The organism is Streptomyces sp. NPDC046860 (assembly GCF_040645115.1).
In the GTDB taxonomy this organism is placed as follows: Bacteria; Actinomycetota; Actinomycetes; order Streptomycetales; family Streptomycetaceae; genus Streptomyces.
Genome location: NZ_JBEYXQ010000004.1, coordinates 343,431 through 368,709, shown reverse-complemented (window position 1 = coordinate 368,709; position 25,279 = coordinate 343,431). Strand labels below are relative to the sequence as shown.

General features: G+C 69.5%; 21 protein-coding genes and 2 tRNA genes. 4 read left to right on the top strand and 19 right to left on the bottom strand.

Features of this window, described 5'->3' with window-relative positions; genetic code table 11:
• Positions 1-61: 61 nt before the first annotated feature.
• The 9 genes from rodA to ABZ898_RS09135 all read right to left on the bottom strand — a co-directional run bounded on the left by rodA (position 62) and on the right by ABZ898_RS09135 (position 11,957).
• Positions 62-1,258: a rod shape-determining protein RodA gene (rodA, locus tag ABZ898_RS09175; protein WP_361654653.1), complete on the bottom strand. Its 1,197-nt coding sequence runs from the start codon at positions 1,256-1,258 to the stop codon at positions 62-64.
• Positions 1,255-3,504: a penicillin-binding protein 2 gene (gene mrdA, locus ABZ898_RS09170; protein ID WP_361654650.1), complete on the bottom strand. Its 2,250-nt coding sequence runs from the start codon at positions 3,502-3,504 to the stop codon at positions 1,255-1,257. The genes rodA and mrdA overlap by 4 nt, the downstream gene beginning before the upstream one ends.
• A 116-nt stretch (positions 3,505-3,620) precedes the next feature.
• The gene (gene mreD / locus ABZ898_RS09165) at positions 3,621-4,295 is read right to left on the bottom strand and encodes a rod shape-determining protein MreD (protein WP_361654648.1); all 675 of its coding nucleotides are present in this window, start codon (positions 4,293-4,295) and stop codon (positions 3,621-3,623) included.
• Positions 4,296-4,308: 13 nt separating this feature from the next.
• Entirely contained in the window at positions 4,309-5,265 is a 957-nt protein-coding gene (gene mreC, locus ABZ898_RS09160) for a rod shape-determining protein MreC (RefSeq protein WP_361654645.1), read from the bottom strand.
• A gap of 162 nt (positions 5,266-5,427) precedes the next feature.
• On the bottom strand, positions 5,428-6,447 hold the full coding sequence (locus tag ABZ898_RS09155; RefSeq protein ID WP_361654642.1) for a rod shape-determining protein: 1,020 nt from the start codon (positions 6,445-6,447) through the stop codon (positions 5,428-5,430).
• Positions 6,448-6,788: 341 nt separating this feature from the next.
• Positions 6,789-7,202 (bottom strand): nucleoside-diphosphate kinase, encoded by a 414-nt coding sequence (gene ndk / locus ABZ898_RS09150; protein WP_361654640.1) that lies wholly within the window; start codon positions 7,200-7,202, stop codon positions 6,789-6,791.
• 61 nt (positions 7,203-7,263) lie between these two features.
• Positions 7,264-7,629: a DUF4233 domain-containing protein gene (locus ABZ898_RS09145; protein WP_361654638.1), complete on the bottom strand. Its 366-nt coding sequence runs from the start codon at positions 7,627-7,629 to the stop codon at positions 7,264-7,266.
• Between the two features lie 12 nt (positions 7,630-7,641).
• Positions 7,642-9,156 carry a folylpolyglutamate synthase/dihydrofolate synthase family protein gene (locus ABZ898_RS09140; protein WP_361654636.1) on the bottom strand — a complete coding sequence of 505 codons (1,515 nt, stop codon included), beginning with the start codon at positions 9,154-9,156 and terminating at the stop codon, positions 7,642-7,644.
• A gap of 176 nt (positions 9,157-9,332) precedes the next feature.
• Positions 9,333-11,957 (bottom strand): valine--tRNA ligase, encoded by a 2,625-nt coding sequence (locus ABZ898_RS09135; protein WP_361654633.1) that lies wholly within the window; start codon positions 11,955-11,957, stop codon positions 9,333-9,335.
• 137 nt (positions 11,958-12,094) lie between these two features.
• Here ABZ898_RS09135 and ABZ898_RS09130 point away from each other — a divergent pair, with 137 nt between their 5' ends.
• Complete coding sequence (locus ABZ898_RS09130) at positions 12,095-13,132, top strand: hypothetical protein (RefSeq protein WP_361654631.1); 1,038 nt, start codon at positions 12,095-12,097, stop codon at positions 13,130-13,132.
• A gap of 69 nt (positions 13,133-13,201) precedes the next feature.
• On the opposite strand, the gene clpX is transcribed toward ABZ898_RS09130, so the two are convergent.
• From clpX to ABZ898_RS09105, 5 genes are all read right to left on the bottom strand, one after another.
• Positions 13,202-14,488 (bottom strand): ATP-dependent Clp protease ATP-binding subunit ClpX, encoded by a 1,287-nt coding sequence (clpX, locus tag ABZ898_RS09125; RefSeq protein ID WP_361654628.1) that lies wholly within the window; start codon positions 14,486-14,488, stop codon positions 13,202-13,204.
• A 170-nt stretch (positions 14,489-14,658) separates the two neighbouring features.
• Complete coding sequence (locus tag ABZ898_RS09120; protein ID WP_161189721.1) at positions 14,659-15,324, bottom strand: ATP-dependent Clp protease proteolytic subunit; 666 nt, start codon at positions 15,322-15,324, stop codon at positions 14,659-14,661.
• 70 nt (positions 15,325-15,394) lie between these two features.
• Positions 15,395-16,000, bottom strand: coding sequence for an ATP-dependent Clp protease proteolytic subunit (locus ABZ898_RS09115; RefSeq protein WP_031182283.1), 606 nt, complete (start codon positions 15,998-16,000; stop codon positions 15,395-15,397).
• A gap of 362 nt (positions 16,001-16,362) precedes the next feature.
• On the bottom strand, positions 16,363-17,736 hold the full coding sequence (gene tig / locus ABZ898_RS09110) for a trigger factor (RefSeq protein WP_361654625.1): 1,374 nt from the start codon (positions 17,734-17,736) through the stop codon (positions 16,363-16,365).
• 175 nt (positions 17,737-17,911) lie between these two features.
• Positions 17,912-17,988 (bottom strand) — tRNA-Pro (locus ABZ898_RS09105).
• Between the two features lie 180 nt (positions 17,989-18,168).
• On the opposite strand from ABZ898_RS09105, the gene ABZ898_RS09100 reads away from it, so the two are divergent.
• Positions 18,169-18,239 (top strand) — tRNA-Gly (locus ABZ898_RS09100).
• A 76-nt stretch (positions 18,240-18,315) separates the two neighbouring features.
• Here ABZ898_RS09100 and ABZ898_RS09095 read toward each other — a convergent pair.
• Positions 18,316-18,510 (bottom strand): hypothetical protein, encoded by a 195-nt coding sequence (locus ABZ898_RS09095; RefSeq protein ID WP_361654622.1) that lies wholly within the window; start codon positions 18,508-18,510, stop codon positions 18,316-18,318.
• Positions 18,511-18,952: 442 nt separating this feature from the next.
• Here ABZ898_RS09095 and ABZ898_RS09090 point away from each other — a divergent pair, with 442 nt between their 5' ends.
• Positions 18,953-20,161 (top strand): acyltransferase family protein, encoded by a 1,209-nt coding sequence (locus ABZ898_RS09090; RefSeq protein ID WP_361654620.1) that lies wholly within the window; start codon positions 18,953-18,955, stop codon positions 20,159-20,161.
• 8 nt (positions 20,162-20,169) lie between these two features.
• Here ABZ898_RS09090 and ABZ898_RS09085 read toward each other — a convergent pair whose 3' ends face one another.
• The 4 genes from ABZ898_RS09085 to ABZ898_RS09070 all read right to left on the bottom strand — a co-directional run bounded on the left by ABZ898_RS09085 (position 20,170) and on the right by ABZ898_RS09070 (position 23,454).
• Positions 20,170-20,628 carry an HD domain-containing protein gene (locus ABZ898_RS09085; protein ID WP_361654618.1) on the bottom strand — a complete coding sequence of 153 codons (459 nt, stop codon included), beginning with the start codon at positions 20,626-20,628 and terminating at the stop codon, positions 20,170-20,172.
• A 23-nt stretch (positions 20,629-20,651) separates the two neighbouring features.
• Positions 20,652-21,824: a PP2C family protein-serine/threonine phosphatase gene (locus ABZ898_RS09080; protein WP_361654616.1), complete on the bottom strand. Its 1,173-nt coding sequence runs from the start codon at positions 21,822-21,824 to the stop codon at positions 20,652-20,654.
• A gap of 263 nt (positions 21,825-22,087) precedes the next feature.
• Positions 22,088-22,897: a DNA-formamidopyrimidine glycosylase family protein gene (locus tag ABZ898_RS09075; protein ID WP_361654613.1), complete on the bottom strand. Its 810-nt coding sequence runs from the start codon at positions 22,895-22,897 to the stop codon at positions 22,088-22,090.
• Positions 22,898-22,968: 71 nt separating this feature from the next.
• Positions 22,969-23,454 carry a ribose-5-phosphate isomerase gene (locus ABZ898_RS09070; protein WP_361654610.1) on the bottom strand — a complete coding sequence of 162 codons (486 nt, stop codon included), beginning with the start codon at positions 23,452-23,454 and terminating at the stop codon, positions 22,969-22,971.
• 245 nt (positions 23,455-23,699) lie between these two features.
• On the opposite strand from ABZ898_RS09070, the gene ABZ898_RS09065 reads away from it, so the two are divergent.
• Entirely contained in the window at positions 23,700-25,124 is a 1,425-nt protein-coding gene (locus tag ABZ898_RS09065) for an amino acid permease (protein ID WP_361654607.1), read from the top strand.
• The last annotated feature ends 155 nt before the right edge of the window (positions 25,125-25,279 follow it).

The window sequence follows — 25,279 nt, the reverse complement described above, 5'->3', positions numbered from 1 at the left end:
CCCCGGACGCGGGTGAGGGCCGGGAGCCAGGCTCCCGGCCCTCATGAGGCATCGCTTCAGCTCACGCGGACATCGGCCGCTGCGCCCTGATCGACTGCAGCAGCCCCACCGCCACCCAGACCGCGAACATCGAGGAGCCGCCGTAGGAGACGAACGGCAGGGGCAGGCCGGTCACCGGCATGATGCCCAGCGTCATGCCGATGTTCTCGAAGGACTGGAAGGCGAACCAGGCGACGATCCCGGCGGCGACGACCGTGCCGTACAGCTCGGTCGAGTCGCGGGCGATACGGCAGGCCCGCCACATGATGACCCCGAGGAGGAGGATGATCAGGCCGGCGCCCAGGAAGCCCAGCTCCTCCCCCGCGACCGTGAAGACGAAGTCGGTCTGCTGCTCGGGCACGAACTGGCCGGTGGTCTGCGAGCCGTGGAACAGCCCGGAGCCGGTCAGGCCGCCGGAGCCGATGGCGATGCGGGCCTGGTTGGTGTTGTAGCCGACGCCCGCCGGGTCCAGCTCCGGGTTGGCGAAGGCCGCGAAGCGGTTGATCTGGTAGTCGTCCAGGATGTGCAGCTGCCACACCGCGAGGGCGCCGAGGGCACCCGTCGAGATGAGGCCGAACACCCAGCGGTTGGAGGCGCCGGAGGCGAGCAGCACGCCCAGGATGATGATGACCATCACCATGACCGACCCGAGGTCGGGCATGAGCAGCACGATCAGGATCGGCACGGCGGCCAGGCCGAGCGCCTGCAGGACGGTGCGGTGGTCGGGGTAGGCCTTGTCGCCCGCGTCGACCCGCGCGGCCAGCAGCATCGCCATGCCCAGGATGATCGTGATCTTCACGAACTCGGAGGGCTGGAGCGAGAAGCCGCCGCCGAAGACGATCCAGGAGTGGGCGCCGTTGACGGTGGAGCCGAGCGGGGTGAGCACGGCGAGGATGCCGGCCACCGAGAGGCCGTAGAGGACCGGTACCGCGTTGCGCAGGCCGCGGTGGCCGAGCCACAGGGTGGCGACCATCAGGGCGAGTCCGATGCCGGTGTTCATGAAGTGCCGGATCAGGAAGTAGTACGGGTCGCCCTGGTTGATCTCGGTGCGGTTGCGGGTCGCCGAGAACACCAGCAGGGAGCCGATCATCGACAGCGCGAGCGCCGCCAGCAGCATCGGCCAGTCGAGTCTGCGGGCCAGCGAGTCCCGGGCGAAGATCCTGGTCCAGCCGGCCCGCTCCGGGCCGTACCCGGAGACGGAGAAGGTGTTGCCGGTCATGTGCGCGTCCTCCGGCTCCCCCTCCGGCGGGGCCGCCTGCGGGTGTTGCTGTTGGTGTTGTCCGTGGGCGCCGTGGCGGCGGGCTGGTCGGCCTCCCCGTTGGCGGGGTTGTTCTTCTGCGCGGCCTCGACGTCCTTGGCCGGGTCCTTGCTGACCTTGGGCGAGGCGACCGTGCCGTCGGGGCGGACCTGGGGCAGGGTCTTCTGCGGCTCGGGCAGCATCGCCTTGTTCTTGTCGATGGAGCCGTCGCCCTGCACGCCGTACAGCGCGCTGTAGATGTTGCGCACGGCCTCACCGGAGGCTCCGGAACCCGTACCGGCCTGGGCGATCGTCATGATCACCGTGTAGTCCTTGGAGTAGGTCGCCAGCCAGGAGGTGGTCTGCTTGCCGTAGACCTCCGCCGTACCCGTCTTGCCGTGCAGCGGGATCTTGTTCTGCGGCCAGCCGCCGAACTTCCAGGCGGCGGTGCCTCGGGTGATGACGCCCGCGAAGGCGTCGTCCATGCCCTTGAGGGTGGCCTTGCTGACGGGCAGCTTGCCGGACTGGCGCGGCTTCAGCTCGCGCACCGACTTGCCGTCCGCGCTGATGACCGCCTTGCCGATGCTGGGGTGGTACATCGTGCCGCCGTTGGCGACCGCGCCGTAGATCACGGCCTCCTGGATCGGCGTGACGAGGGTGTCGCCCTGGCCGATGGAGTAGTTGATGGAGTCGCCCTCACGCATCTTGTTGCCCTCGAGGCAGTTCTCGTAGGCGATCTTCTGGACGTACGAGCCGTCCTTCTTGCCGTACTTGCACCAGGCGTCCTTGTTGGCCTTCCAGTAGTCCTGCTTCCACTGGCGGTCGGGGACGCGGCCGGTGACCTCGTTGGGCAGGTCGACGCCGGTCTCCTTGCCGAGGCCGAACTGGTGCGCGGCCTTGTAGAAGAAGTCCTTGGGCTGGCCCTTCTTGGGGTTGATGCCGCCGTCCTTCTTCCACTCCTGGTCGGAGAGGTAGTAGAAGACGGTGTCGCAGGAGACCTCCAGCGCCCGGCCCAGCGGGATCGGGCCGAAGCTCTCGCCCTCGAAGTTCTTGAAGACCTGGCCGCCCACCGAGTAGGAACTGGTGCAGGGGTAGCGGCCGTCGAAGTCGTACCCCGCCTCGACCGCGGCGGCGGTGGAGATCACCTTGAACGTCGAACCCGGTGCGGCCTGGCCCTGGATGGCGCGGTTCAGCAGCGGGTAGTCGGAGTTCTTTCCGGTGAGGGCCTTGTAGTCCTTGCCGGAGATGCCGCCGACCCAGACGTTGGGGTCGTAGTCGGGCGCGGAGGCCATGGCGACGATGCGGCCGGTCTTGGCCTCCATCACCACCGCCGCGCCGGAGTCGGCCTTGTAGTTGGTGCCGGTGATCTTGTCGAACTGCTGGCGGGCGACCTTCATCGCCTTGTCCAGCTCGAACTCCGTGACCCGCTGGATGCGGGAGTCGATGCTGGTGACCAGGTTGGAGCCGGACTCCGCGGGGTCGGCCTGGGCCTTGCCGATGACCCGGCCGAGGTTGTCCACCTCGTAGCGGGTGACGCCCGCCTTGCCGCGCAGCTCCTTGTCGTACTGCCGCTCCAGGCCGGACCGGCCGACCATGTCGGAGCGCAGGTACGGCGAGTCGGTGTCCTCGGCCTTCGTGATCTCCTCGTCGGTGACCGGCGAGAGGTACCCGAGGACCTGGGAGGTGTTGGCCTTGCCGGGCGCGCCGTACCGGCGGACGGCCTCGGGCTCGGCGGTGATGCCGGGGAAGTCCTCGGCACGCTCACGGATCTGGAGGGCCTGCTTGGGCGTGGCCTCGTCGGTGATGGGGATCGGCTGGTAGGGCGAGCCGTTCCAGCAGGGCTGGGGGGTCTCGGCGTCGCAGAGGCGGACCTTCTGCTCGACCTCCTCGGGCTTCAGGCCGAGGACGCCGGCGAGCTTGGCCAGCACGCCCTTGCCGTCGTCCTTCTGCTTGAGCAGGTCGGTGCGCGAGGCGGAGACGACGAGACGCGTCTCGTTGTCCGCGAGGGGCACTCCGCGCGCGTCGAGGATGTCACCGCGCACCGCCGGGTCCACGACCTGCTGGACGTGGTTGCCGGAGGCTTCCCGCTGGTACTCGGCGCCCTCGCGGATCTGGAGGTACCACAGGCGGCCGCCGAGGGTGCCGAGCAGGGAGAGGACAAGGATCTGGATGACGACCAGCCGGATCTGGACCCGTGGGGTCCGCCCGGTCTCGGGAATGTTGGTCACTGCTGCTGACTCCCCCTCTCAGCGCGGGAACTGGTGTGCGCGTACGCAGGATGAACGGGCGGCAGAACCGGGCGGGTTCCGCCGTTTCCTCCTCGTACGGGTGAATCCGTGGGCGGTCACAGCCGCTTGACCCCCTTGATGCGGCCGACGCGGGCCGAACGGGTGCGGGCCTTGGCCTTCAGCGCGCCGAAGCCGCGCTGGGAGCCGAGGCGCAGGCCGGTGCCGGAGGAGAGCCAGCCGGAGGAGATGTTCCCGGCCTTGGACGCCGGGCCCGACTCGGCCAGCGGGTCGTTGTCCGCGCGGCGGGCCAGCCACATCACGCCGGGCACCACGAACGGGGCCAGCAGCAGGTCGTACAGCGCGGCCGAGAACAGCAGGCCGGGCAGGCCGACATGGCGGGCGGCGGTGTCGCCGACCAGGGCGCCGACGCCCGCGTAGAGCAGGGTGGAGCCGATCGCGGCGGCGACCACGACGGCCATCGGGCCGGTCGCCGACTTCAGCCGGCCGGTCTCGGGCTTGACCAGCCCGGCGAAGTAGCCGATGACGCACAGCACGAGGGCGTAGCGGCCGGCCGCGTGGTCGGCGGGCGGCGCGAGGTCGGCGAGGAGTCCGGCGCCGAAGCCGACGAGGGCGCCGCCGACATGGCCGTACACCAGGGCGAGGCCGAGGACCGTGAGCAGGAGCAGGTCGGGCACGGCACCGGGCAGGTGGAGGCGGGCGAGGACACTCACCTGGATCACCAGGGCGACGACGACCAGCACGGTGGAGAGCAGGACGCGGTTGAGGCGCATGGGGGTTCAGCTCCTACTGCTGCTGGCCGTCGGTGTCGGCGTCGTCCGGCGCGGAGCCGTCCGCCGAGGGGGTGACCGTGACGGTCACCGTGGGCGTGGGAACCGGCTTGGGCTTGGCCGGCAGGACCTCGTCGCGCGGGTCCTTCTTCGGTCCCGCGACGACCACGCCGACGATGTCGAGCTTGCTGAAGCCGACGTACGGCGTGACGTAGAGGGTGCGGGTCAGGCCGCCGCCGGACGGGTCGACGCGGGAGACCACGCCGACCGGGACGCCGGGCACGAACGGCTTGTCGGCCTGCGAGCCGAAGGTGACGAGCCGGTCGCCCTTCTTCACCTCGGCCTTGCCGTTGAGGAGTTCCACGCGCAGCGGGCGGTCGCCCTGCCCGGAGGCGAAGCCGAGCTCGTCGTTGCCCTCCATACGGGTGCCGACGGTGAAGTCGGGGTCGTTGGCGAGCAGCACGGTGGCGGTGTCGGGGCCGACCGTGGTGACGCGGCCGACCAGGCCGTCGCCGTTGAGCACGGTCATGTCGCGCCGGATGCCGTCGTCGGCGCCGGCGTCGATGGTGATGGTCCAGGAGAAGCCCTGGGCCGCTCCTATGGCGATGACCTGGGCGCCCTTGATGCCGTACTGCCCCTGCCCGGCCACCTTCAGCATCCGGTCGAGCTGGCCCAGGCGGCTGCGGTTGCGGTCGTCGCTGCCGAGCTTGGCCTTGAGCGCCGCGTTCTCCTTCTCCATGACGGCGAGCCGGTCATGGCGGCTTCCGGAGTCCCGGACGGCGGAGACGGCGTTGCCGACCGGGTCCACCGCCGAGGACAGTCCGTTCTCGATCGGGCCGAAGGCCGCGGCCGCGGCCTGCCGGGCACCGTCGACCGGGGAGTTCCGGCCTCCGCGGATGTCCACCGTGATCAGTGCGAACGCGATGGCGATCAGCAGGACCAGGAGCAGCCGGCTCTCTTTCGTGTCCCTCACGTGCGGCGGCCGTGCCCTTCCTCTATAGGAATTCGGGGACCCCTGAGAAGCGCCGTTGCCGTGCGCGATGCGAAGGGGTCCGTTGGGGGAGCTTGTGCCTCTATATCAACGATCCGCCGCACGAGAGCAGAACGTCTCGTACGGCGGAATCGAAGTGTTGTGTCATCTGCGCGGCTGGGCGTCGAGCACCTGCTGCAGTGCCTCGAACTCCTCGACGCACTTGCCGGAACCGAGCGCGACGCTGTCGAGCGGGTCCTCGGCGATGTGGATCGGCATGCCGGTCTCGTGGCGCAGCCGCTCGTCGAGGCCGCGCAGCAGGGCGCCGCCGCCGGTCAGCACGATGCCCCGGTCCATGATGTCGCCGGACAGCTCCGGCGGGCACTTGTCCAGGGTCGTCTTCACGGCGTCGACGATCGCGTTGACCGGTTCCTCGATCGCCTTGCGCACCTCCGCCGCGGAGATGACGACGGTCTTGGGCAGCCCGGACACCAGGTCCCGGCCGCGGACTTCGGTGTGCTCGTCGGAGTCGAGGTCGTACGCCGAACCGATCGTGATCTTGATCTGTTCGGCCGTCCGCTCACCCAGGAGAAGGCTGTACTCCTTCTTGATGTACTGGATGATCGCGTTGTCCAGTTCGTCACCCGCGACGCGGATGGACTGGGCGGTGACGATGCCGCCGAGGGAGATGACCGCGACCTCCGTGGTGCCGCCGCCGATGTCCACCACCATGTTGCCCGTGGCCTCGTGGACCGGCAGGCCGGAGCCGATGGCCGCGGCCATGGGCTCCTCGATGATGTGCACCTGGCGGGCGCCCGCCTGGGAGGATGCCTCGATGACGGCGCGACGCTCGACGCCTGTGATGCCCGAGGGGACACAGACGACGACCCGAGGCCGGGCCAGATACCGCCGCTTGTGGATCTTCAGGATGAAGTAGCGGAGCATCCGCTCGGTGATCTCGAAGTCGGCGATCACGCCGTCCTTCAGCGGTCGCACGGCCACGATGTTGCCGGGCGTGCGGCCGATCATCTTCTTCGCTTCGGCGCCGACCGCGAGGATGCCACCGGTGTTGGTGTTGATCGCCACGACGGACGGCTCGTTGAGTACGATCCCGCGACCCCTGACGTACACCAGCGTGTTGGCGGTCCCGAGGTCGACAGCCATGTCACGGCCGATGAACGACATTGAGTTCCCCATCAGGATTCGACGGGCCTTCCCTGGGAGCTTTTGAGGGCTTTTCAGGTCGGCGAGGTGGGTGCGGTGACGTGAAGGCTTCCATCGTAGACGCGCCTGCACGAACACCGCGCGAGGGTCTTCGCCAATTGTCAGCAGATGGCGCGGCGCCTCGCTTGTGGAGACGGTCCATCGGGGGCACGCGTTCCCCCGAACGCCGACGCATATGCCGAGGGACGGCCGAAATGGTACGGCCGTCCGGCGGCGGGATATCCGAGAGCGCTGACGGACCCTCAGAAAAAATTCCCTAAAACTCCTTACGGCGTGGCCCGGACGGGCCCGCACCGCACCGGTCAGTCACGGCCCGGAAAGAAAATCTTCACCTCGCGCTCGGCGGATTCCTCCGAGTCCGAGGCGTGGATCAGGTTCTCGCGCACGATGACACCGAAGTCGCCCCGGATGGAGCCGGGGGCCGCGGCGATCGGGTCGGTCGGGCCGGCGAGCTGCCGCACGCCCTCGATGACCCGCTCACCCTCGACGATCATGGCGACGACCGGGCCGGAGGACATGAACTGCACCAGCGGCTCGTAGAAGGGCTTGCCCTCGTGCTCGCCGTAGTGCTGCTCCAGCGTGCCCCGGTCCAGGTTCCGCAGCTCCAGCGCGGCGATACGCCAGTCGGCCTTGCGCTCGATACGGCCGATGATCTCGCCGACCAGGCCACGACGGACGGCGTCGGGCTTGAGCAGGACGAGGGTGCGCTGGGTCACGGAAGGCTCCTTACGACTGACGTGCGGTGGCACGAGGTTACAGGGCGTGTCCACACCCTCGTCACGCAGCGTCAGCCCTGGGGGATGACCCGGCCTCGGCGGCCGCCGCGAAGCGGGCCCTGGCCTCGTCGATCTTGCGGCCGAAGTGGACCGACGCCCACCACAGGGCCGCGAACACCGCGCCCATGAAGTACATCATCGGCACGAAGAAGCCCGAGGCGATCAGGGCGAGCTGGAGTGCCCAGCCGAGGACGATGCCGCCCGGCCGCGTGACCACGCCGCACAGCAGCACGGAGAGCACCATGGCGACCCCGCAGACCCACCACACCGTGGACATGGCCAGCGAGGGGTCCTTCATGGCGACCAGACCGGCGAACCCGATGACGAAGAACTCGCCGATCAGCGTCGATGAACAGAGCGTACGCACGAGCGGTTTACCTCAGCCCTTCCGAAGCAGCAGGCGGGCCTCGCCCACCGTGATGACCGAACCGGTGACCAGCACACCGCCGCCGGTGAACTCGCCCTCCTCCTCGGCCAGGGTGATCGCCGCCTCCAGCGCCTCCGGCAGCCGGGGCTCGACCTGGACCCGGTCCTCGCCGAACACCTCGACGGCGATGCCGGCCAGTTCGTCCGCGTCCATCGCCCGGTGGCTGGAGTTCTGCGTGACGACGACCTCGGCGAAGATCGGCTCGAATGCCTCCAGCACTCCGCGCACGTTCTTGTCCGCGCTCGCGCCGACCACACCGATCAGGCGGCTGAAGTCGAACGACTCCCGCACCGCCTCGGCGGTGGCCTCCGCGCCGGCCGGGTTGTGGGCCGCGTCCAGCACGACGGTCGGGGAACGGCGGACGATCTCCAGCCGGCCCGGCGAGGAGACGGCGGCGAACGCCTTGCGCACGGTGTCGATGTCCAGCGGCTCGGCGCGCTCGGCACCGACGCCGAAGAACGCCTCGACGGCGGCGAGGGCGACGGCCGCGTTGTGCGCCTGGTGGGCGCCGTGCAGCGGGAGGTAGACCTCGGGGTACTCGCCGCCGAGCCCGCGCAGGGTGAGCAGCTGGCCGCCGACGGCGATCTGGCGGTCCACCACGCCGAACTCCATGCCCTCGCGGGCCACGGTGGCGTTCTCCTCGACGGCCTTCTTCAGCAGCACCTGCGCGGCGTCGACCGGCTGCTGGGCCATGATCACGGTCGAGTCCGGCTTGATGATGCCGGCCTTCTCGGTGGCGATCAGCTCCGGCGTCCCGCCCAGGCGGTCGGTGTGGTCCAGCGAGATCGGCATGACCACGGCGACATCGCCGTCGATCACGTTGGTCGCGTCCCAGCTGCCGCCCATGCCGACCTCGACGACGGCGACGTCCACGGGCGCGTCCGCGAAGGCGGCGTACGCCATGCCGGTGAGCACCTCGAAGAAGGACAGCCGGTGCTCCTGGGCGGTGTCGACCATCCCGATGTACGGCTTGATGTCCTCGTACGTCTCGATGAACCGCTCGGCGCTGATCGGGGCGCCGTCCAGGCTGATGCGCTCGGTCACCGACTGCACGTGCGGGCTGGTGTAGCGGCCGGTGCGCAGCTCGAAGGCGCCGAGCAGGGCCTCGATCATGCGGGCGGTGGAGGTCTTGCCGTTGGTGCCGGTGATGTGGATGGAGGGGTACGTGCGCTGGGGGTCGCCCAGTACGTCCATCAGGGCGGCGATCCGGGTGACGGAGGGCTCCAGCTTGGTCTCGCCCCAGCGGGTGGCCAGCTCGGTCTCCACCTCGCGCAGGGCGCGGTCCACCTCGGGGTCCTCGGGGCGGGCCGGTACGTCGGCCTCCGGCGGGCCGCCCTGGGTGCGCAGGGTGCGGCTGCCCGCCTCGATCACGGCGAGGTCGGGGTCGCGGTCCGTCTCCTCGGCGATGATCTCGTCGAAGGGGTCGAGGGGGTCGGGCGTGTCGTTGTTACCGGGCGAGTCGCTCACATCGCCCAGTCTACGGAGGGGGCGGTGTCTTGCGCGTGGTGGTCCGGCGGCGGGCCCGTCGTGGCTTGTCGCGCAGTTCCCCGCGCCCCTGGGTGGGCGCGGCGGCACCCCCGCGGCGCCGCGGGCAGACGACAGCCCCCGGCGTCGCGTGGACACCGGGGGCTGTCTGAATTCGGTTACGCCTGCGGCAACCGGTCCAGCTGGGACTGGAGGCGACGCATGTCTTCCTCGGACTTGGCCAGGCGGCCGCGGATCTTGTCGACGACCGCGTCCGGGGCCTTCGCGAGGAACGCCTCGTTGCCGAGCTTGGCCGTGGCGGCGGCCTTCTCCTTCTCAGCGGCGGCCAAGTCCTTCGCGAGTCGCTTGCGCTCCGCCGCGACGTCGATCGTCCCGGAGAGGTCGAGCGCCACTTCCGCCCCCGCCACGGGCAGCGTGGCCGTGGCCGTGAAGGAATCGCCCTCCGGCTGGAGACGGAGGAGCTGGCGGATCGCGGCCTCGTGCGGGGCCAGCGCCGTACCCGTCAGCGTGAGCCGCGCAGGCACCCGCTGGCCCGGCTGGAGACCCTGGTCGGCGCGGAAGCGGCGGACCTCGGTGATGACCGACTGGAGCGACTCGATCTCCCGCTCGGCCGAAGCGTCACGGAACCCGGAGTCGGAGGGCCACTCGGCGATGACCAGCGACTCCCCGCCCGTCAGCGTCGTCCACAGCGTCTCCGTGACGAACGGAACCACCGGGTGCAGCAGCTTGAGCGTGACGTCGAGGACCTCGCCCAGGACCCGCTTGGAGACCTCGGCCGCCTCGCCGCCCGCCTGGAACGTCGTCTTGGACAGCTCGACGTACCAGTCGAAGACCTCGTCCCACGCGAAGTGGAAGAGGGCGTCGGAGAGCTTGGCGAACTGGTAGTCCTCGTAGTGCGCGTCGACCTCGGCCACGACGGAGTTGAGGCGGGAGAGGATCCAGCGGTCGGTCGCCGACATCCGCGAGGCGTCCGGCAGCGGGCCCTCGACCGTCGCGCCGTTCATCAGCGCGAAGCGGGTGGCGTTCCAGATCTTGTTGGCGAAGTTGCGCGAGCCCTGGACCCAGTCCTCGCCGATCGGCACGTCGACGCCGGGGTTGGCGCCGCGCGCGAGGGTGAACCGGAGCGCGTCGGAGCCGTACTTGTCCATCCAGTCCAGCGGGTTGACCGCGTTGCCGAAGGACTTGGACATCTTCTTGCCGAACTGGTCGCGGACCATGCCGTGCAGGGCGATGGTGTGGAACGGCGGGGTGCCGTCCATCGCGTACAGGCCGAACATCATCATCCGGGCGACCCAGAAGAAGAGGATGTCGTAGCCGGTGACCAGGACGGAGTTCGGGTAGAACTTCGCGAGCGACTCGGTCTGCTCGGGCCAGCCCATCGTGGAGAAGGGCCACAGGCCGGAGGAGAACCAGGTGTCGAGGACGTCGGTGTCCTGGTGCCAGCCCTCGCCGGCCGGGGGCTCCTCGTCCGGGCCGACGCAGACGACCTCGCCGTCGGGGCCGTACCAGACCGGGATGCGGTGGCCCCACCACAACTGCCGTGAGATGCACCAGTCGTGGAGGTTGTCGACCCAGTCGAAGTACCGCTTCTCCATCTCCTGCGGGTGGATCTTGACCTTGCCGTCGCGGACCGCGTCACCGGCGGCCTTGGCGAGCGGGCCGACCTTGACCCACCACTGCATGGACAGGCGCGGCTCGATGGTGGTCTTGCAGCGCGAGCAGTGGCCGACGGAGTGGACGTAGGGGCGCTTCTCGGCGACGATCCGGCCCTCGGCGCGCAAGGCGGCGACGATGGCGGAGCGGGCCTCCAGGCGGTCCAGGCCCTGGAAGGGGCCGTGGGCCGTGATGACGGCGTGCTCGTCCATGACGGTGATGGACGGCAGGTCGTGCCGCTGGCCGATCTCGAAGTCGTTCGGGTCGTGCGCGGGAGTCACCTTGACGGCGCCGGTGCCGAACTCGGGGTCGACGTGCTCGTCGGCGACGACCGGGATGGAGCGGTCGGTCAGCGGCAGCTTGATGAGCTTGCCGACCAGGTGCTTGTAGCGCTCGTCGTCGGGGTGGACGGCGACGGCCGTGTCACCGAGCATCGTCTCGGCGCGGGTGGTGGCGACGACGATCGTCTCGTCGCCCTCGCCGTACGTCATGGAGACGAGCTCGCCGTCGTCGTCCTGGTACTCGACCTCGATGTCGGAGATCGCGGTGAGGCAGCGCGGGCACCAGTTGATGATGCGCTCGGCGCGGTAGATCAGCTCGTCGTCGTAGAGCCGCTTGAAGATGGTCTGGACGGCCTGGGAGAGGCCCTCGTCCATGGTGAAGCGCTCGCGGGACCAGGCGACGCCGTCGCCGAGGCGGCGCATCTGGCCGGAGATCTGGCCGCCGGACTCGCCCTTCCACTGCCAGACGCGCTCGATGAACGCGTCGCGGCCGAGGTCGTGGCGGGACTTGCCCTCCTTGGCGAGCTCGCGCTCGACGACGTTCTGGGTGGCGATGCCCGCGTGGTCCATGCCGGGCTGCCACAGCGTCTCGAAGCCCTGCATGCGCTTGCGGCGGGTGAGGGCGTCGATGATCGTGTGCTCGAAGGCGTGGCCCAGGTGGAGGCTGCCGGTGACGTTGGGCGGGGGGATGACGACGGTGAAGGGCGGCTTGTCGCTCTTCTCGTCGGCCTCGAAGTAGCCCCGCTCCACCCAGCGCTCGTACAGCGGCCCCTCTACGTCGGCCGGCGCGTACTGGGTCGGCAGTTCGGTCTCGGGCGCTGATGGCTGCTGCTGAGCGTTCTCGGTCACGGGGGTCAGTTTAGAGGTGCCCCGGGGTGCTCCCGAAACGCGTTTGTTCTGTAACGGTGCGGCCCCCGGTGCCACCCGCCCCCGGGCGCTGGGCAAGGATGGCGGCAACACCTGAACATCTGGAGGGGAACCCAGCCATGAGCAGCAACCAGCCGGGCCCGTACGGCGGACCGCCCCCGCAGCCGGGTCCTTACGGTCAGGCTGGTCAGCCCGGCCCGTACGGGCAGCAGCCCCCGGCCCAGCCGGGCCCCTACGGCACTCCCGGACCCTACGGCCGGCCTCCGCAGGCGCCGCAGCCCGGCTACGGCTACCCGCAGTCCCCGCCGCCCCCGCCCGCTCCCCCGGCCCCGCCCGGCGCCCCCTACGGGTACCCGCAGCAGCAGGGCGTGCCCCCGCAGCCGGGTCCCTACGCCCAGCCCCAGCAGAACCCCTACGGGCAGCAGCAGCCCCCGTACGGCGCCCCCGCCTCCTACGGCGCCCCGCAGCCCCCGGTACAGGGCCGGGCGGGCGGCAGGCGGAACGCCCTGATCATCGGCGCGGTGGCCGTGGTCGCCGCGGTGGCGGTCGGCGTCTACTTCCTGACCAGCGGCAGCGGCGGGGACGTCGCCGACGACGGCCCGCACAAGCTGGTCGCGCCCTCGACGGTGCTCTCGGAGTACAAGAAGGGCAAGAGCGGCAACGGCGCGATGACCGAGGACGACCTGAAGGACGCCGAGACCTGGGGGGTCAGCGACCCGAAGGACGTCAGCGCCGAGTACGCGGCCGGCGACGTGGACAACCCGCTGAGCAAGAAGGTGATCGAGTTCGCCGGGGTGTACGGCACGATCGCCGACCCGGAGAAGACGGTCGACGCGCTCTTCGCCTACATGAAGGACCAGAGCAGCAAGGACGCCGAGCACAAGTACACGCTGATCGGCGAGCCGAAGCGCTACGAGCCGGAGGCGCTCGGGGACGCGATCCTCAAGTGCCAGCAGGCCAAGGGCGATACGTCGGGCAGCGGTGAGGGCGTGCCGAAGGAGATGACGTTCTCCTTCTGCGTGTGGGGCGACCACAGCACGGTCGGGTTCGTGATGCCGATGGACATCGCCACCCTGGCCGCGGGCCGCACCAGCGACCCGGCGGCGGACGCCGAGCTGACCGCCAAGTTCCGCGCGGCGGTGCGGGTCAAGGCCTGAGCGGCGCACACGCGAGAGGGCCCCGGCCGGTCGGCCGGGGCCCTCTCGCGTACGACGCGTGCGACGGGGTCAGGCGGTCTTCTGCTCGCCCTGGCCCCGGCCCCGGGAGTCCCTCGGGATCAGGGTCGGGTTGACGTTGGAGTGGACGACGTCGGCGGTGATGACGACGCGGGCCACGTCCTTGCGGGAGGGCACCTCGTACATCACCGACATCAGCACCTCCTCCATGATGGCGCGCAGGCCGCGCGCGCCGGTCTGGCGGAGGATGGCCTGGTCGGCGATGGCCTCCAGCGCCTCGCGCTCGAAGTCCAGCTCCACACCGTCGAGTTCGAAGAGGCGCTGGTACTGCTTGACCAGCGCGTTGCGCGGCTCGACCAGGATCTTCAGCAGGGCCTCGCGGTCGAGGTTGTGCACCGAGGTGATGACCGGGAGACGGCCGATGAACTCGGGGATCATCCCGAACTTCACCAGGTCCTCGGGCATGATGTCCTCGAAGATGTCCTTGGACGCCAGCTCGCGCTTGGAGCGGATGGTGGCGCCGAAGCCGATGCCCTTCGCGCCGGCCCGCGACTCGATGATCTTCTCCAGGCCGGAGAAGGCACCGCCCACGATGAACAGCACGTTCGTCGTGTCGATCTGGATGAACTCCTGGTGCGGGTGCTTGCGTCCGCCCTGCGGCGGCACCGAGGCGGTGGTGCCCTCCAGGATCTTCAGCAGGGCCTGCTGGACGCCCTCGCCGCTGACATCGCGGGTGATCGACGGGTTCTCGCTCTTGCGGGCGACCTTGTCGATCTCGTCGATGTAGATGATGCCCGTCTCGGCCTTCTTGACGTCGTAGTCGGCGGCCTGGATGAGCTTCAGCAGGATGTTCTCGACGTCCTCGCCGACGTATCCCGCCTCGGTGAGCGCGGTGGCGTCCGCGATGGCGAAGGGGACGTTGAGCATGCGGGCCAGGGTCTGTGCCAGCAGGGTCTTGCCGGAGCCCGTGGGGCCGAGCAGGAGGATGTTGGACTTGGCCAACTCGATGGCGTCCTCGCGGCCTTGGCCGCCGCCGTTCTCGCCGGCCTGGACCCGCTTGTAGTGGTTGTACACCGCGACGGAGAGAGCCTTCTTGGCCGCTTCCTGGCCGACCACGTAGCTCTCGAGGAACTCGTAGATCTCGCGGGGCTTGGGGAGTTCCTCCCAGCGCACCTCGCTGGTCTCGGCGAGCTCTTCCTCGATGATCTCGTTGCAGAGATCGATGCATTCGTCGCAGATGTACACACCGGGACCTGCGATGAGCTTCTTGACCTGCTTCTGGCTCTTGCCGCAGAACGAGCACTTGAGCAGATCGCCGCCGTCACCGATGCGTGCCACGGTGTGCTTCCCCTTCGCCTGGGAGACGACTGGACACTGATGAGGTCCAACGACTCCTGGTGCTGCCTTATGTCGACGGTACCTTGCCGGGCCCCGTGTTCGGGCCCCCCTTGGCAGGGTTCACTTTGACGTGCACCCTGCCAAGCGGACCCGGAAGTGCGCAACCGCGGTCAGCGGACCGCTTCGTTGTTCATCTTGCGGGTGGAGATGATCTGGTCGACCAGGCCGTACTGGAGCGCTTCCTCGGCCGTGAGGATCTTGTCGCGCTCGATGTCCTCGCGGATCTTGTCCAGCGGCTGGTTGGAGTGCTTCGCCAGCATGTCCTCCAGCTGCTCACGCATCCGGGTGAACTCCTTGGCGATGATCTCCAGGTCGGAGAGCTGACCGCGGCCGGTGGAGCCCGCCGGCTGGTGGATCAGCACGCGCGAGTTCGGCAGCGCCATGCGCTTGCCGGGGGTGCCCGCGGCGAGCAGGATGGCCGCGGCCGAGGCGGCCTGGCCCATGCACACCGTCTGGATGTCGGGCTTCACGAACTGCATGGTGTCGTAGATGGCCGTCAGGGCCGTCATGTCACCACCGGGGCTGTTGATGTAGATCGAGATGTCCCGGTCGGGGTCCATCGACTCCAGGCACAGCAGCTGCGCCATGACGTCGTTGGCGGAGGCGTCGTCGATCTGGACGCCCAGGAAGATCACGCGCTCCTCGAAGAGCTTCGCGTACGGGTCGTACTCGCGGACGCCCTGAGAGGTGCGCTCGACGAAGCGCGGGATGATGTAACGGCTGTCGGGGCGGGGGCCCTCGTACATGCCGCTGGCGGCGCCGGGGAAGTCGTTCATGGGGTGTTCACCGTCCTGGTGGCGTTCTGGGAGCTGTCGGTGGCGTGCGTGCGTGGTGCGGCCGGGCCGGTCAGGCGCCGGTGCCGCCGCCTCCCGGGACACCCGAGGCGTGCGTGATGATCTCGTCGATGAGACCGTACTCCTTGGCCTCCTCCGGGGTGAACCAGCGGTCGCGGTCACCGTCGCGGATGATCGCCTCCACGGTCTGGCCGGAGTGCTGGGCGGTCAGCTCGGACATGCGCTTCTTGGTGCGCAGCAGGTACTCGGCCTGGATCTTGATGTCCGAGACCGTACCGCCGAGGCCCGCGGAGCCCTGGTGCATCATGATGTCCGCGTGCGGCAGCGCGAAGCGCTTGCCGGCGGCGCCGCCGGTGAGCAGGAACTGGCCCATCGAGGCCGCCATGCCCATGGCGATCGTGACCACGTCGTTCGGGATGTACTGCATGGTGTCGTAGATCGCCATGCCGGCCGTCACCGAGCCGCCGGGGCTGTTGATGTAGAGGTAGATGTCCTTCTCGGGGTCGGCCGCGAGGAGGAGCAGCTGTGCGGTGATCTTGTTGGCGATGTCGTCGTCGACCTGCTGGCCGAGGAAGATGATCCGCTCACCCAGCAGCCGGTTGTAGACCTGGTCACCGAGGCCACCACCGATGGAGGGCTCGCCGGCGGCGGTAGGCATCAGATTCGTCACGTATCCACCTGCTCGTCTTAACGACGGCGCCGGGCCGTCTCACGTCGTCCTGCCGGGGCTTGGCGGGGGGCGCTCGTAGGCTCCCCTGCCCCTCGTATTCATGGACCCTAACGCTCTGGTCCCCCGGGTGAATCCCGTGGAAGCAGGTGTTCGCCGGGGGCGTAGTGCTCCGCGGTGGGGCGGGGGCGGTTCGGGGTGCGTGGTGGCTGTCGTGTTCGGGGTGCGGGTGCCTTGTGGCCTGTCGCGCAGTTCCCCGCGCCCCCAGGACAGCGGCACTCTCAGCCGGAATGCAGCAGGCCCCCGGAAGACTCGCTTCCGGGGGCCTGCTGTCAAACGGACGTACTTCGGGCTCAGCCCTCGGTCTTCTCGTCGGCGGCCTCGGTGGCCTCGGCGGCCTCCGTGGTCTCCTCGTCCTCGTCGTCCAGGTCGACGACCTCGCCGTTGGTGTCCTTCACCGTGGCGGCCTCGACCACGACGGCCAGGGCCTTGCCGCGGGCGACCTCACCGACGAGGAGCGGCACCTGGCCACCCTCGACGACGGCCTGGGCGAACTGGTCGGGGGACATGCCGGAGGAGGCGGCGCGGCGCATGAGGTGCTCGGTGAGCTCCTCCTGGTTGACGCCCAGGTTCTCCTTCTTCACCAGCTCGTCCAGGACGAACTGGGTCTTGATGCCCTTGACCGCGGCGTCGCGGGTCTCGGTGTCGAACTCCTCGGCGGTCTTGCCCTGGATCTCCAGGTACTTGTCGAGGGTCAGACCCATCTGGCCGAGCTGGTGGTGCTCCAGGTTGTGCTTGCGGGTGTTGACCTCGTCCTCGAGGAGCTTCTCGGGGACGGGGACCTCGACCAGCTCGAGGAGCTTGTCGAGCACGCGCTCCTGGGCCTGGGTGGCCTGGTCGTACTGCTTCATGCTGGCCAGACGCTTGGTGCTGTCGGCCTTGAGCTCGTCCAGGGTGTCGAACTCGGAGGCGAGCTGCGCGAAGTCGTCGTCCAGGGCGGGCAGTTCACGGGCGGCGACCTGGGTGACCTTGACGGTCACCTCGGCCTCGCGGCCGGCGGCGGAGCCGCCCTTCAGCTCGGAGGTGAAGGTGGCCTCCTCACCGGCGGACAGGCCCTTGACGGCGTCGTCGATGCCGTCGAGCAGCTCGCCGGAGCCGATGGTGTAGGAGACGCCGCTGGCGACGCCGTCCTCGAGGACCTCGCCGTCGACCTTGGCCTCGAGGTCGATCGTCACGACGTCGCCGTCCTCGGCGGCACGCTCGACCGGGGAGGTGGAGGCGAAGCGCTCACGGAGCTGCTCGACCGACTTCTCGATGTCCTCGTCGGTGACCTCGATGGCGTCGACCTCGACCTCGATGCCGGAGTAGTCCGGGATCTCCAGGGTCGGGCGGATGTCGACCTCGGCGGTGAAGTTCAGCGTCTCGCCGTCCTTCAGCTCGGTGATGTCGACCTCGGGCTGGCCCAGCGGGGTCAGCTCGGCCTCGTTGACCGCCTCGGTGTAGAACTTCGGGAGCGCGTCGTTGACGGCCTCTTCGAGCACCGCACCGCGACCGAACCGCTGGTCGATGACCCGGGCCGGGATCTTGCCCTTGCGGAAGCCCTTCACCGTGACCTGCTGGTTGATCTTCTGGTACGCCGCGTCGAGGCTGTCCTTGAGCTCCTCGAAGGGCACCTCGACAGTGAGCCGAACCCGAGTCGGGTTCAGGGTCTCCACGGCGCTCTTCACGGTTCGGTCTCCTTGTGGCTGACTTCTTGGGTTCTGCCGGAGCCAGAAGGCACCGGCGGATAGCCGCCCGGAGGGAGTAGCAGGCCATGAGGCCGGACACACGGGCGCGCAACCTGCATAGTAACCGCAGGCGGTCAGCGCCCCAAAAGGCGATCATCACGACACCGTGAGGCAGTGGTCGGGGTGGCGGGATTTGAACCCACGGCCTTCCGCTCCCAAAGCGGACGCGCTACCAAGCTGCGCCACACCCCGTCTGGTGCGAGTCGTAGGGTACATGCCCCGGCCGGGCGCGTCCGCGCGTCGCGCGCGGCACTGTGTGACGCGCCTGTGGCGCGCCGGGGGCATCCCGTGACGCCACCACGTTCGCCCGCACGCCGGGGGACCCGCTACGATGCCTGATGTGCCGCCGTCACCGACGCGCGGTGCGCCCTCGCGGGCGTAGCTCAATGGTAGAGCCCTAGTCTTCCAAACTAGCTACGCGGGTTCGATTCCCGTCGCCCGCTCCGTATGACTCAGGGGCCCGGTCGCCGTCTCGGCGGCCGGGCCCCTGAGCCGTTCTCCGGCCGCCCCCGGACTCCGTCAGAACCTGATCGAGTTGACCATGTCCGCTATCGAGTTCAGGAAGCGGCTGATGGAGGGCGCCATCCCGGTGGAGGCGAGGAAGAAGCCGAAGAGGATCGCCACGATGGCGGGACCCGCCTTGATGTTCCCTCCTCGCATCAGCACCACCAGGATGATCGCCAACAGCAGCACCACGGACAGTGAAATGGCCACAACTGATCACACCCTCGGTCGGTTCGCTCTCCCGGCCTGGAGGCACCGTGCAGCACACCTCCGCCAGAACCATCGTGCCACCAACCAGCCCTCTGTATGCGGCTCGTGACACATCGTCGGTGAACCGGACGGGCGGGGCCGGCGGCACCCCCGGCAATTCGGCGCCTCATCCGCACTGACGGCGACGGGAATTGCCCAACATCATTTCCATACCCACACATCATTGCCGCGTGTAATTCGAATTGGGCGCGCGCTGACGGACTATGACCTCATTCGCATGGATGAATCACGACATCAAGGGGCACAAAACCGCTCTCGATGTGGCCGCGATCACGCGGTACCGGCAGGCAAGTTGTGCGAATAAGTGGGTATCCGGAGCCGATAAACGGGAGTGACCTGGATGGTTTTACGGACTCCCACGCTCGACGCTAGGGTGCCTGAGATGTTTGAAGCCTCCCCGTCCCCCGGCCAGACCCGCGCGCCCGCGTCACCGGCAGCCCAGCCGGACGCCGTGGCACCGACACCTCGTGTCCCGCCCAGCGCGGACGCACGGGAGGCCGAGTCCGGGAAGCCGGCCAAGCAACGCGACTCGTTCTTCGACAACGCGAAGTTCCTGGCGATCGTGCTCGTCGCGATGGGGCACTCATGGGCGCCGATCAAGGGCGACAGCCGCGTCCTCGAAGGTCTGTACGACGTCGTCTACACCTTCCACATGCCGGCCTTCATCATCATCTCCGGCTACTTCTCGCGCAGTTTCGACATGCGCCCGGACCGGCTGAAGCGGCTGGTCACCGGTGTCCTCGTGCCGTATCTGGTGTTCCAGACGGCCTACTCGCTCTTCCGGCACTACGTCGGCCACACCGGTGACCCGTTCGACCTGGTCTCGCCCTGGTACCTGATGTGGTTCCTGTGCGCGCTGTTCGTCTGGCGGCTGACCAGCCCCCTGTGGAAGCTCGTGCGCAACCCGCTGCCCGTCGCGCTCGCCATCGCCATGATCGGTTCGCTCTCCCCCGTGGCGGGCGGCGGCTTCGCCCTGGGCCGGGTGCTGCAGTTCATGCCCTGCTTCGTCCTGGGTCTGTGCATGAAGCCCGAGCACTTCGAGGCGCTGCGCCGCCCGTGGCTGCGGATCGTCTCGGTGCCGGTCTTCGCCGCGGCGCTCGTGGTGGGCTGGTGGGCGGCCCCGCGCATGGACGACAACTGGTTCTACCGGGAGAGCGCCGCGCAGAACCTGGGCGCGCCCTGGTGGACCGGCCCGCTCATGACGCTCGCGCTGTTCGGCGGCGCGGTGGTGCTGACGGCCTGCTTCTTCGCCTGGGTGCCGAGCCGCCGGACCTGGTTCACCGCGCTGGGCCGCGGCACGATGTACGGCTACCTGCTGCACGGCTTCGTGATCAAGTTCGCCACCTTCCACGGCTGGCTCGACAACCCCCGGCTGCACGGCCCGCTCGGCGAGATCGCCGTGACCGCGCTCGCGGGCGCCACCGTCACCGTGCTGTGCACGACCCCGTTCCAGCGGATCTTCCGGTTCGCGATGGAGCCCAGGATGGAGTGGGCGTTCAAGCAGGACGCCGCCGCGCTGGCCCGCGCGCGGCAGCAGCAGCAACAGCCGCAGCCCCAGCAGCAGCGGCAGCTGGAGAAGTCCTCCGTCTGAGGCGCCGGCTAGGCGGGGCGGTCCTGACCGAGAAGCGCACGCATCCGCGTGTACTTCTCGGTCAGTCGTTTCCGGGTCGCCTCGTCGAGGACGGCCAGCCGGTCCGGGTCGGCGTTGTGCGCGAGGTCGGACCGCTTGACCAGTGCGGCGCCCGGGGTGGCGAGGATGCGGCGCGCGTACTCCTCGGGCGGCTCGCCGGGACGCTTGGTCAGGGCGAGCACGATGGCCTTGGTGCGCGGGGTGAGGGCGGCCCCGGCCAGCCACTCCTCGCTGAGGGCGTCGTCCTCGACGGCGTCGTGCAGCCACGCCGCAGCGATCTGCTCCTCGTCCCCGCCGCGTGCGCGTACCCCCTCGGCGACGGCGGCGAGGTGTTCGGCGTAGGGGCGGCCGGCCTTGTCGGTCTGCCCGGCGTGGGCGCCGCGCGCGAGGTCCTCGATCTGGGCCAGGGTGAGCGGGTCCGGTGTCATCGCCCCAGTGTTCCAGGCGGAGTTCAGCGGACGGGTGCGGAGGCCTCGCGGCAGATCAGCAGCAGTGCGCGGTCGTCGTTGACGTCCTTGGCGACGGCTTCGATGAGGTGCCAGGCGGCGCCGTGGAAGCCGCCCGCGACATAGCGGTCGGCCTCGCCGGTGAGGCGGTCGATGCCCTCGACCATGTCCCGGTCGGACGCCTCCACCAGGCCGTCGGTGAAGAGCATGAGCACGTCCCCGGGCCGCAGGGTGCCCTTCATGGAGTCGAACTGGCCGCCGTCGTAGACCCCGAGGAGCGGGCCCTCGGCGGCCTTCTCCTCCCAGCGGCCGGTGCCCGCGCTGAGCTGGAGGCCCGGCGGATGGCCCGCGGAGTACAACTCGTAGTCGCCGGAGTCGAGATCGAGCACCAGGTGGATGGAGGTGGCGAAGCCCTCGTCCCAGTCCTGGCGGAGCAGATAGCCGTTGGCGGCCGGCAGGAAGGCGTGCGGGGGGAGCGAGCCGAGCAGGCCGCCGAAGGCGCCGGACAGCAGCAGGGCACGGGAACCGGCGTCCATGCCCTTGCCGGAGACGTCGGTGAGGACGACCTCCAGGGTGCGGCCGCCGTTGGTGCGGGCGGCGACGACGAAGTCGCCGGAGAAGGACTGGCCGCCCGCCGGGCGCAGCGCCATCTCCTGGTGCCAGCCCCGGGGCAGCTTGGGCAGTTCGCTCTGGGCGCGGATGCGCTCGCGCAGGTCGAAGAGCATGGTGCCGCCGCGCCGCCAGGGCACGCCGACCCGGCTGCGGAACTGCGCGGTCAGCAGTCCGAAGGCGCCGCAGGCCGCGACGACCAGCACGACGCCGGGGGTGACTCGCGAGGGTCCCTCGGTGTACGGGCCGAGCCGCACCGACTCCACGATGAGGGCGGTGGCGGCGGCCGCGTACAGGCCGAGCAGGCTGGCGGGGCGCAGCAGCAGTCCGCCGGCGACGATGGGGATCACGAGGGTGGCCGGGGAGCACCAGACGGAGTTGGCCAGTGTGAGGGCCATGAGGGCGGGAATGGTGAGGAGCAGACCGACCAGGGCGATCCAGTCGGGGCCGTCGCCGCGGAAGTAGTCGACCGCGCTTCTGCGCAGCGCGACGCGGACCCGGTGCCACTGCATCTTCCACCGGGCCGTGAACGTCTCGGCCTTCGCGCGCCGTTCTCGTCCTGCTGCCATCAGTTCGGGACCCTATCCATCCAGCCGGCCGCATGGCACGGGAGGTCCCACTTGTCCCCCGTGCGGGGCTCCACTTCGTGTTCCGACCATGCGGTCCGACTACACAGTGAACGGCACCGCGGGCCGTCGCGCTGCCACCAGGGCGAAATTTCCCACGTCGTCCGGTCCCGGAACGGGGGCCCGGGACAACTGAACGGGGCGCACGACCGGTTCATGGATGCGTGCGGGGCGCACGGGGCCGGCGGGCCCGGGCGGGACGGCGGTCAGCGGGTCTGACAGCCGGGACACCAGAAGAGGTTGCGGGCGGCCAGATCCGCGGTGCGGACCTCGGTGCCGCAGACGTGGCAGGGCATTCCGGTGCGGCGGTAGACGTAGACCTCGCCGCCGTGGTCGTCGACGCGGGCCGGGCGGCCCATCGCCTCGGGGGTGTGCTCGGGGCGGACGGTGTCGATGCGGTTGTCGCGCACGCCCTCGCGCATCAGCGCCACGAGGTCGGCCCAGATCGCGTCCCACTCGGCCGGGGTGATGTCGCGGCCGGCGCGGTAGGGGTCGATGCCGTGCCGGAAGAGGACCTCGGCGCGGTAGACGTTGCCGACGCCGGCGATGGTCTTCTGGTCCATGAGCAGCGCGGCGACGGAGGTGCGGCTGCGCCTGATCCGTTCGTGTGCGGCGCCCGGGTCGGCGTCGGGGCGCAGGGGGTCGGGGCCGAGGCGGTCGTGGACGGCCCGCTTCTCGGTGTCGGTGATCAGCGCGCAGGTGGTCGGGCCGCGCAGGTCGACGTACGCGGTGTCGTTGGCCAGGCGGAGCCGGACGGTGTCGGCGGGCGGTGGCGCGGGGGCCGGGCCGAAGGCGACCTTGCCGAACAGTCCGAGGTGGATGTGGACCCAGTCGCTGTCGCGGAAGCCGAGGAAGAGGTGCTTGCCGTGGGCGTCGGTGGCCCTCAGCTCGGCGCCGCTGAGCAGCTCGGCGGCGTCGGTGAACTTGCCCTGGGGGCTGGTCACCAGCGGGGCGGTGCCGAGGAAGCGCTCGGCGTAGTCGCGCGCCAGCCGGTGGATCGTGTGCCCTTCTGGCAAGGCCGGGCGTCCTTCCTGGGGTCCGGTACCGCGGGGCCCCCGCCGTGCGGGACGGCGGGGGCGGGGCGGTGTTACTGCTGGGGGTGGTGCGCCGGGACGGGCGGGAGGTCGCCGGTCTCCTCGTACCGCGCCAGCATCTCGATGCGGCGGGCGTGGCGCTCCTCGCCGGTGAACGGGGTGTTCAGGAAGATCTCGACGAACTTGGTCGCCTCGTCCTCGGTGTGCTGCCGGGCGCCGACGGAGATGACGTTGGCGTCGTTGTGCTCACGGCCGAGCGCGGCGGTCGCCTCGCTCCAGGCGAGGACGGCACGCACCCCCTTGACCTTGTTCGCGGCGATCTGCTCGCCGTTGCCGGAGCCGCCGATGACGACGCCGAGGGAGCCGGGGTCGGCCACCGTGCGCTCGGCCGCCCGGAGGCAGAAGGGCGGGTAGTCGTCCTGGGCGTCGTAGATGTGCGGCCCGCAGTCGACGGGCTCGTGCCCAGCCGCCTTCAGCCACTCGACGAGGTGGTTCTTGAGTTCGTAGCCCGCATGGTCGGAGCCGAGGTACACGCGCATGCACCGAGTGTGTCACGCCCGATTCGGGGCAGCAGCTCCGGGTTCGACAGGGGAAATGTGAGACGGGCCATAGAACCTCAAGGAAACCTCAAGTAACAATCCGGATTCAGAGGTTCCCGAATTCGTTCCCCTCAGATTCACTGGACCGCCTCGTACACCGCTCGTGCGAGGGCCCGTACGACGACGTACGACTGCTTCGCCGTTCGTTCGGGAATCGCTCCACCTGGCGCAAAGGAATTCCGTCCATGACCCAAGGTTCCGGGCTGCAAGCAGGTCTCAAGAACCGTCACCTGTCGATGATCGCCATCGGTGGTGTGATCGGTGCCGGCCTTTTCGTCGGCTCCAGCACGGGTATCGCCACCGCGGGCCCCGGCATCCTGCTGTCCTACGCCCTCGTCGGCACCCTCGTCGTCCTCGTGATGCGGATGCTGGGCGAGATGTCCGCGGCGAATCCGACCTCCGGCTCCTTCTCGGCGCACGCCGACCGCGCGCTGGGCCGCTGGGCCGGCTTCTCCATCGGCTGGCTGTACTGGTTCTTCTGGGTGGTGGTGCTCGCCGTCGAGGCGACGGCCGGCGCGAAGATCCTCGAAGGCTGGATACCGGCCGTCCCGCAGTGGGGCTGGGCGCTGATCGTGATGCTGGTGCTCACGGCCACCAACCTGGTCTCGGTCGGGTCGTACGGCGAGTTCGAGTTCTGGTTCGCCGGGATCAAGGTCGTGGCGATCGGCGCGTTCATCGTGGTCGGCGCGCTGGCGATCTTCGGTGTGCTGCCGGGTGCCGACACCGACAAGGCCGGACTGGGCAACCTCACCGCCCACGGCGGCTTCCTCCCGCACGGTCCGGGCGCGATCCTCACCGGTGTGCTGCTGGTCGTCTTCTCCTTCATGGGCAGCGAGATCGCCACGCTGGCGGCCGGCGAGTCGGAGAACCCGCAGCGCGCGGTCACCAAGTCGACCAACAGCATCATCTGGCGCATCGCGGTGTTCTACCTGGGCTCGATCCTCGTCGTGGTCTCGCTGCTGCCGTGGAACGACCCGTCGATCAAGTCCGACGGTTCCTACGTCGCCGCGCTGAACTCCCTCGGTATCGCCCACGCCGGCGAGATCATGAACTTCATCGTGCTGACCTCGGTGCTGTCCTGCCTGAACTCGGGCCTGTACACCGCGTCCCGCATGGCCTTCTCGCTCGGTGAGCGCGGCGACGCGCCCAAGGCGTTCGCGAAGACCAACTCCCGCGGTGTGCCGATGGCGGCCATCCTGGCCTCGGTGCTGTTCGGCTTCGTCGCGGTGTTCTTCAACTACAAGTTCCCCGACTCGGTCTTCCTGTTCCTGGTGAACTCCAGCGGCGCGGTCGCGCTCTTCGTGTGGCTGGTCATCTGCTTCTCGCAGCTGCGGATGCGGAAGATCATCCAGCGGGAGGCTCCGGAGAAGCTCGTCGTGAAGATGTGGCTGTACCCGTACCTCACCTGGGCCACGGCCGCCCTGATCGTCTTCGTCCTCGGCTACATGCTGACCGACACGGAGCACGACGGCCGCGAGACGGTCCTGCTGTCCCTGATGGTGGCCGCGGTCGTCCTGATCATCGCCTTCGTCAAGCAGTCGATGACGGCGAAGCGGGCCCCCTCGGAGGTCCCGGCCACGGAGGACCCGGAGAAGGTCCCGACCGCCTGACCGGTGACACCCCGCCGAAGCCCGGTGCCGTGAGGACGCCCCCTCACGACACCGGGCTTCGCCGTGTCGCCCTCCGCGGTCCGCCCTCCGGCGAGGTGAGCGGCGGGTGTACGCGGTGGTCCTGGTCCCGTCCACCGGGCGGCCCCGGGGGCGTT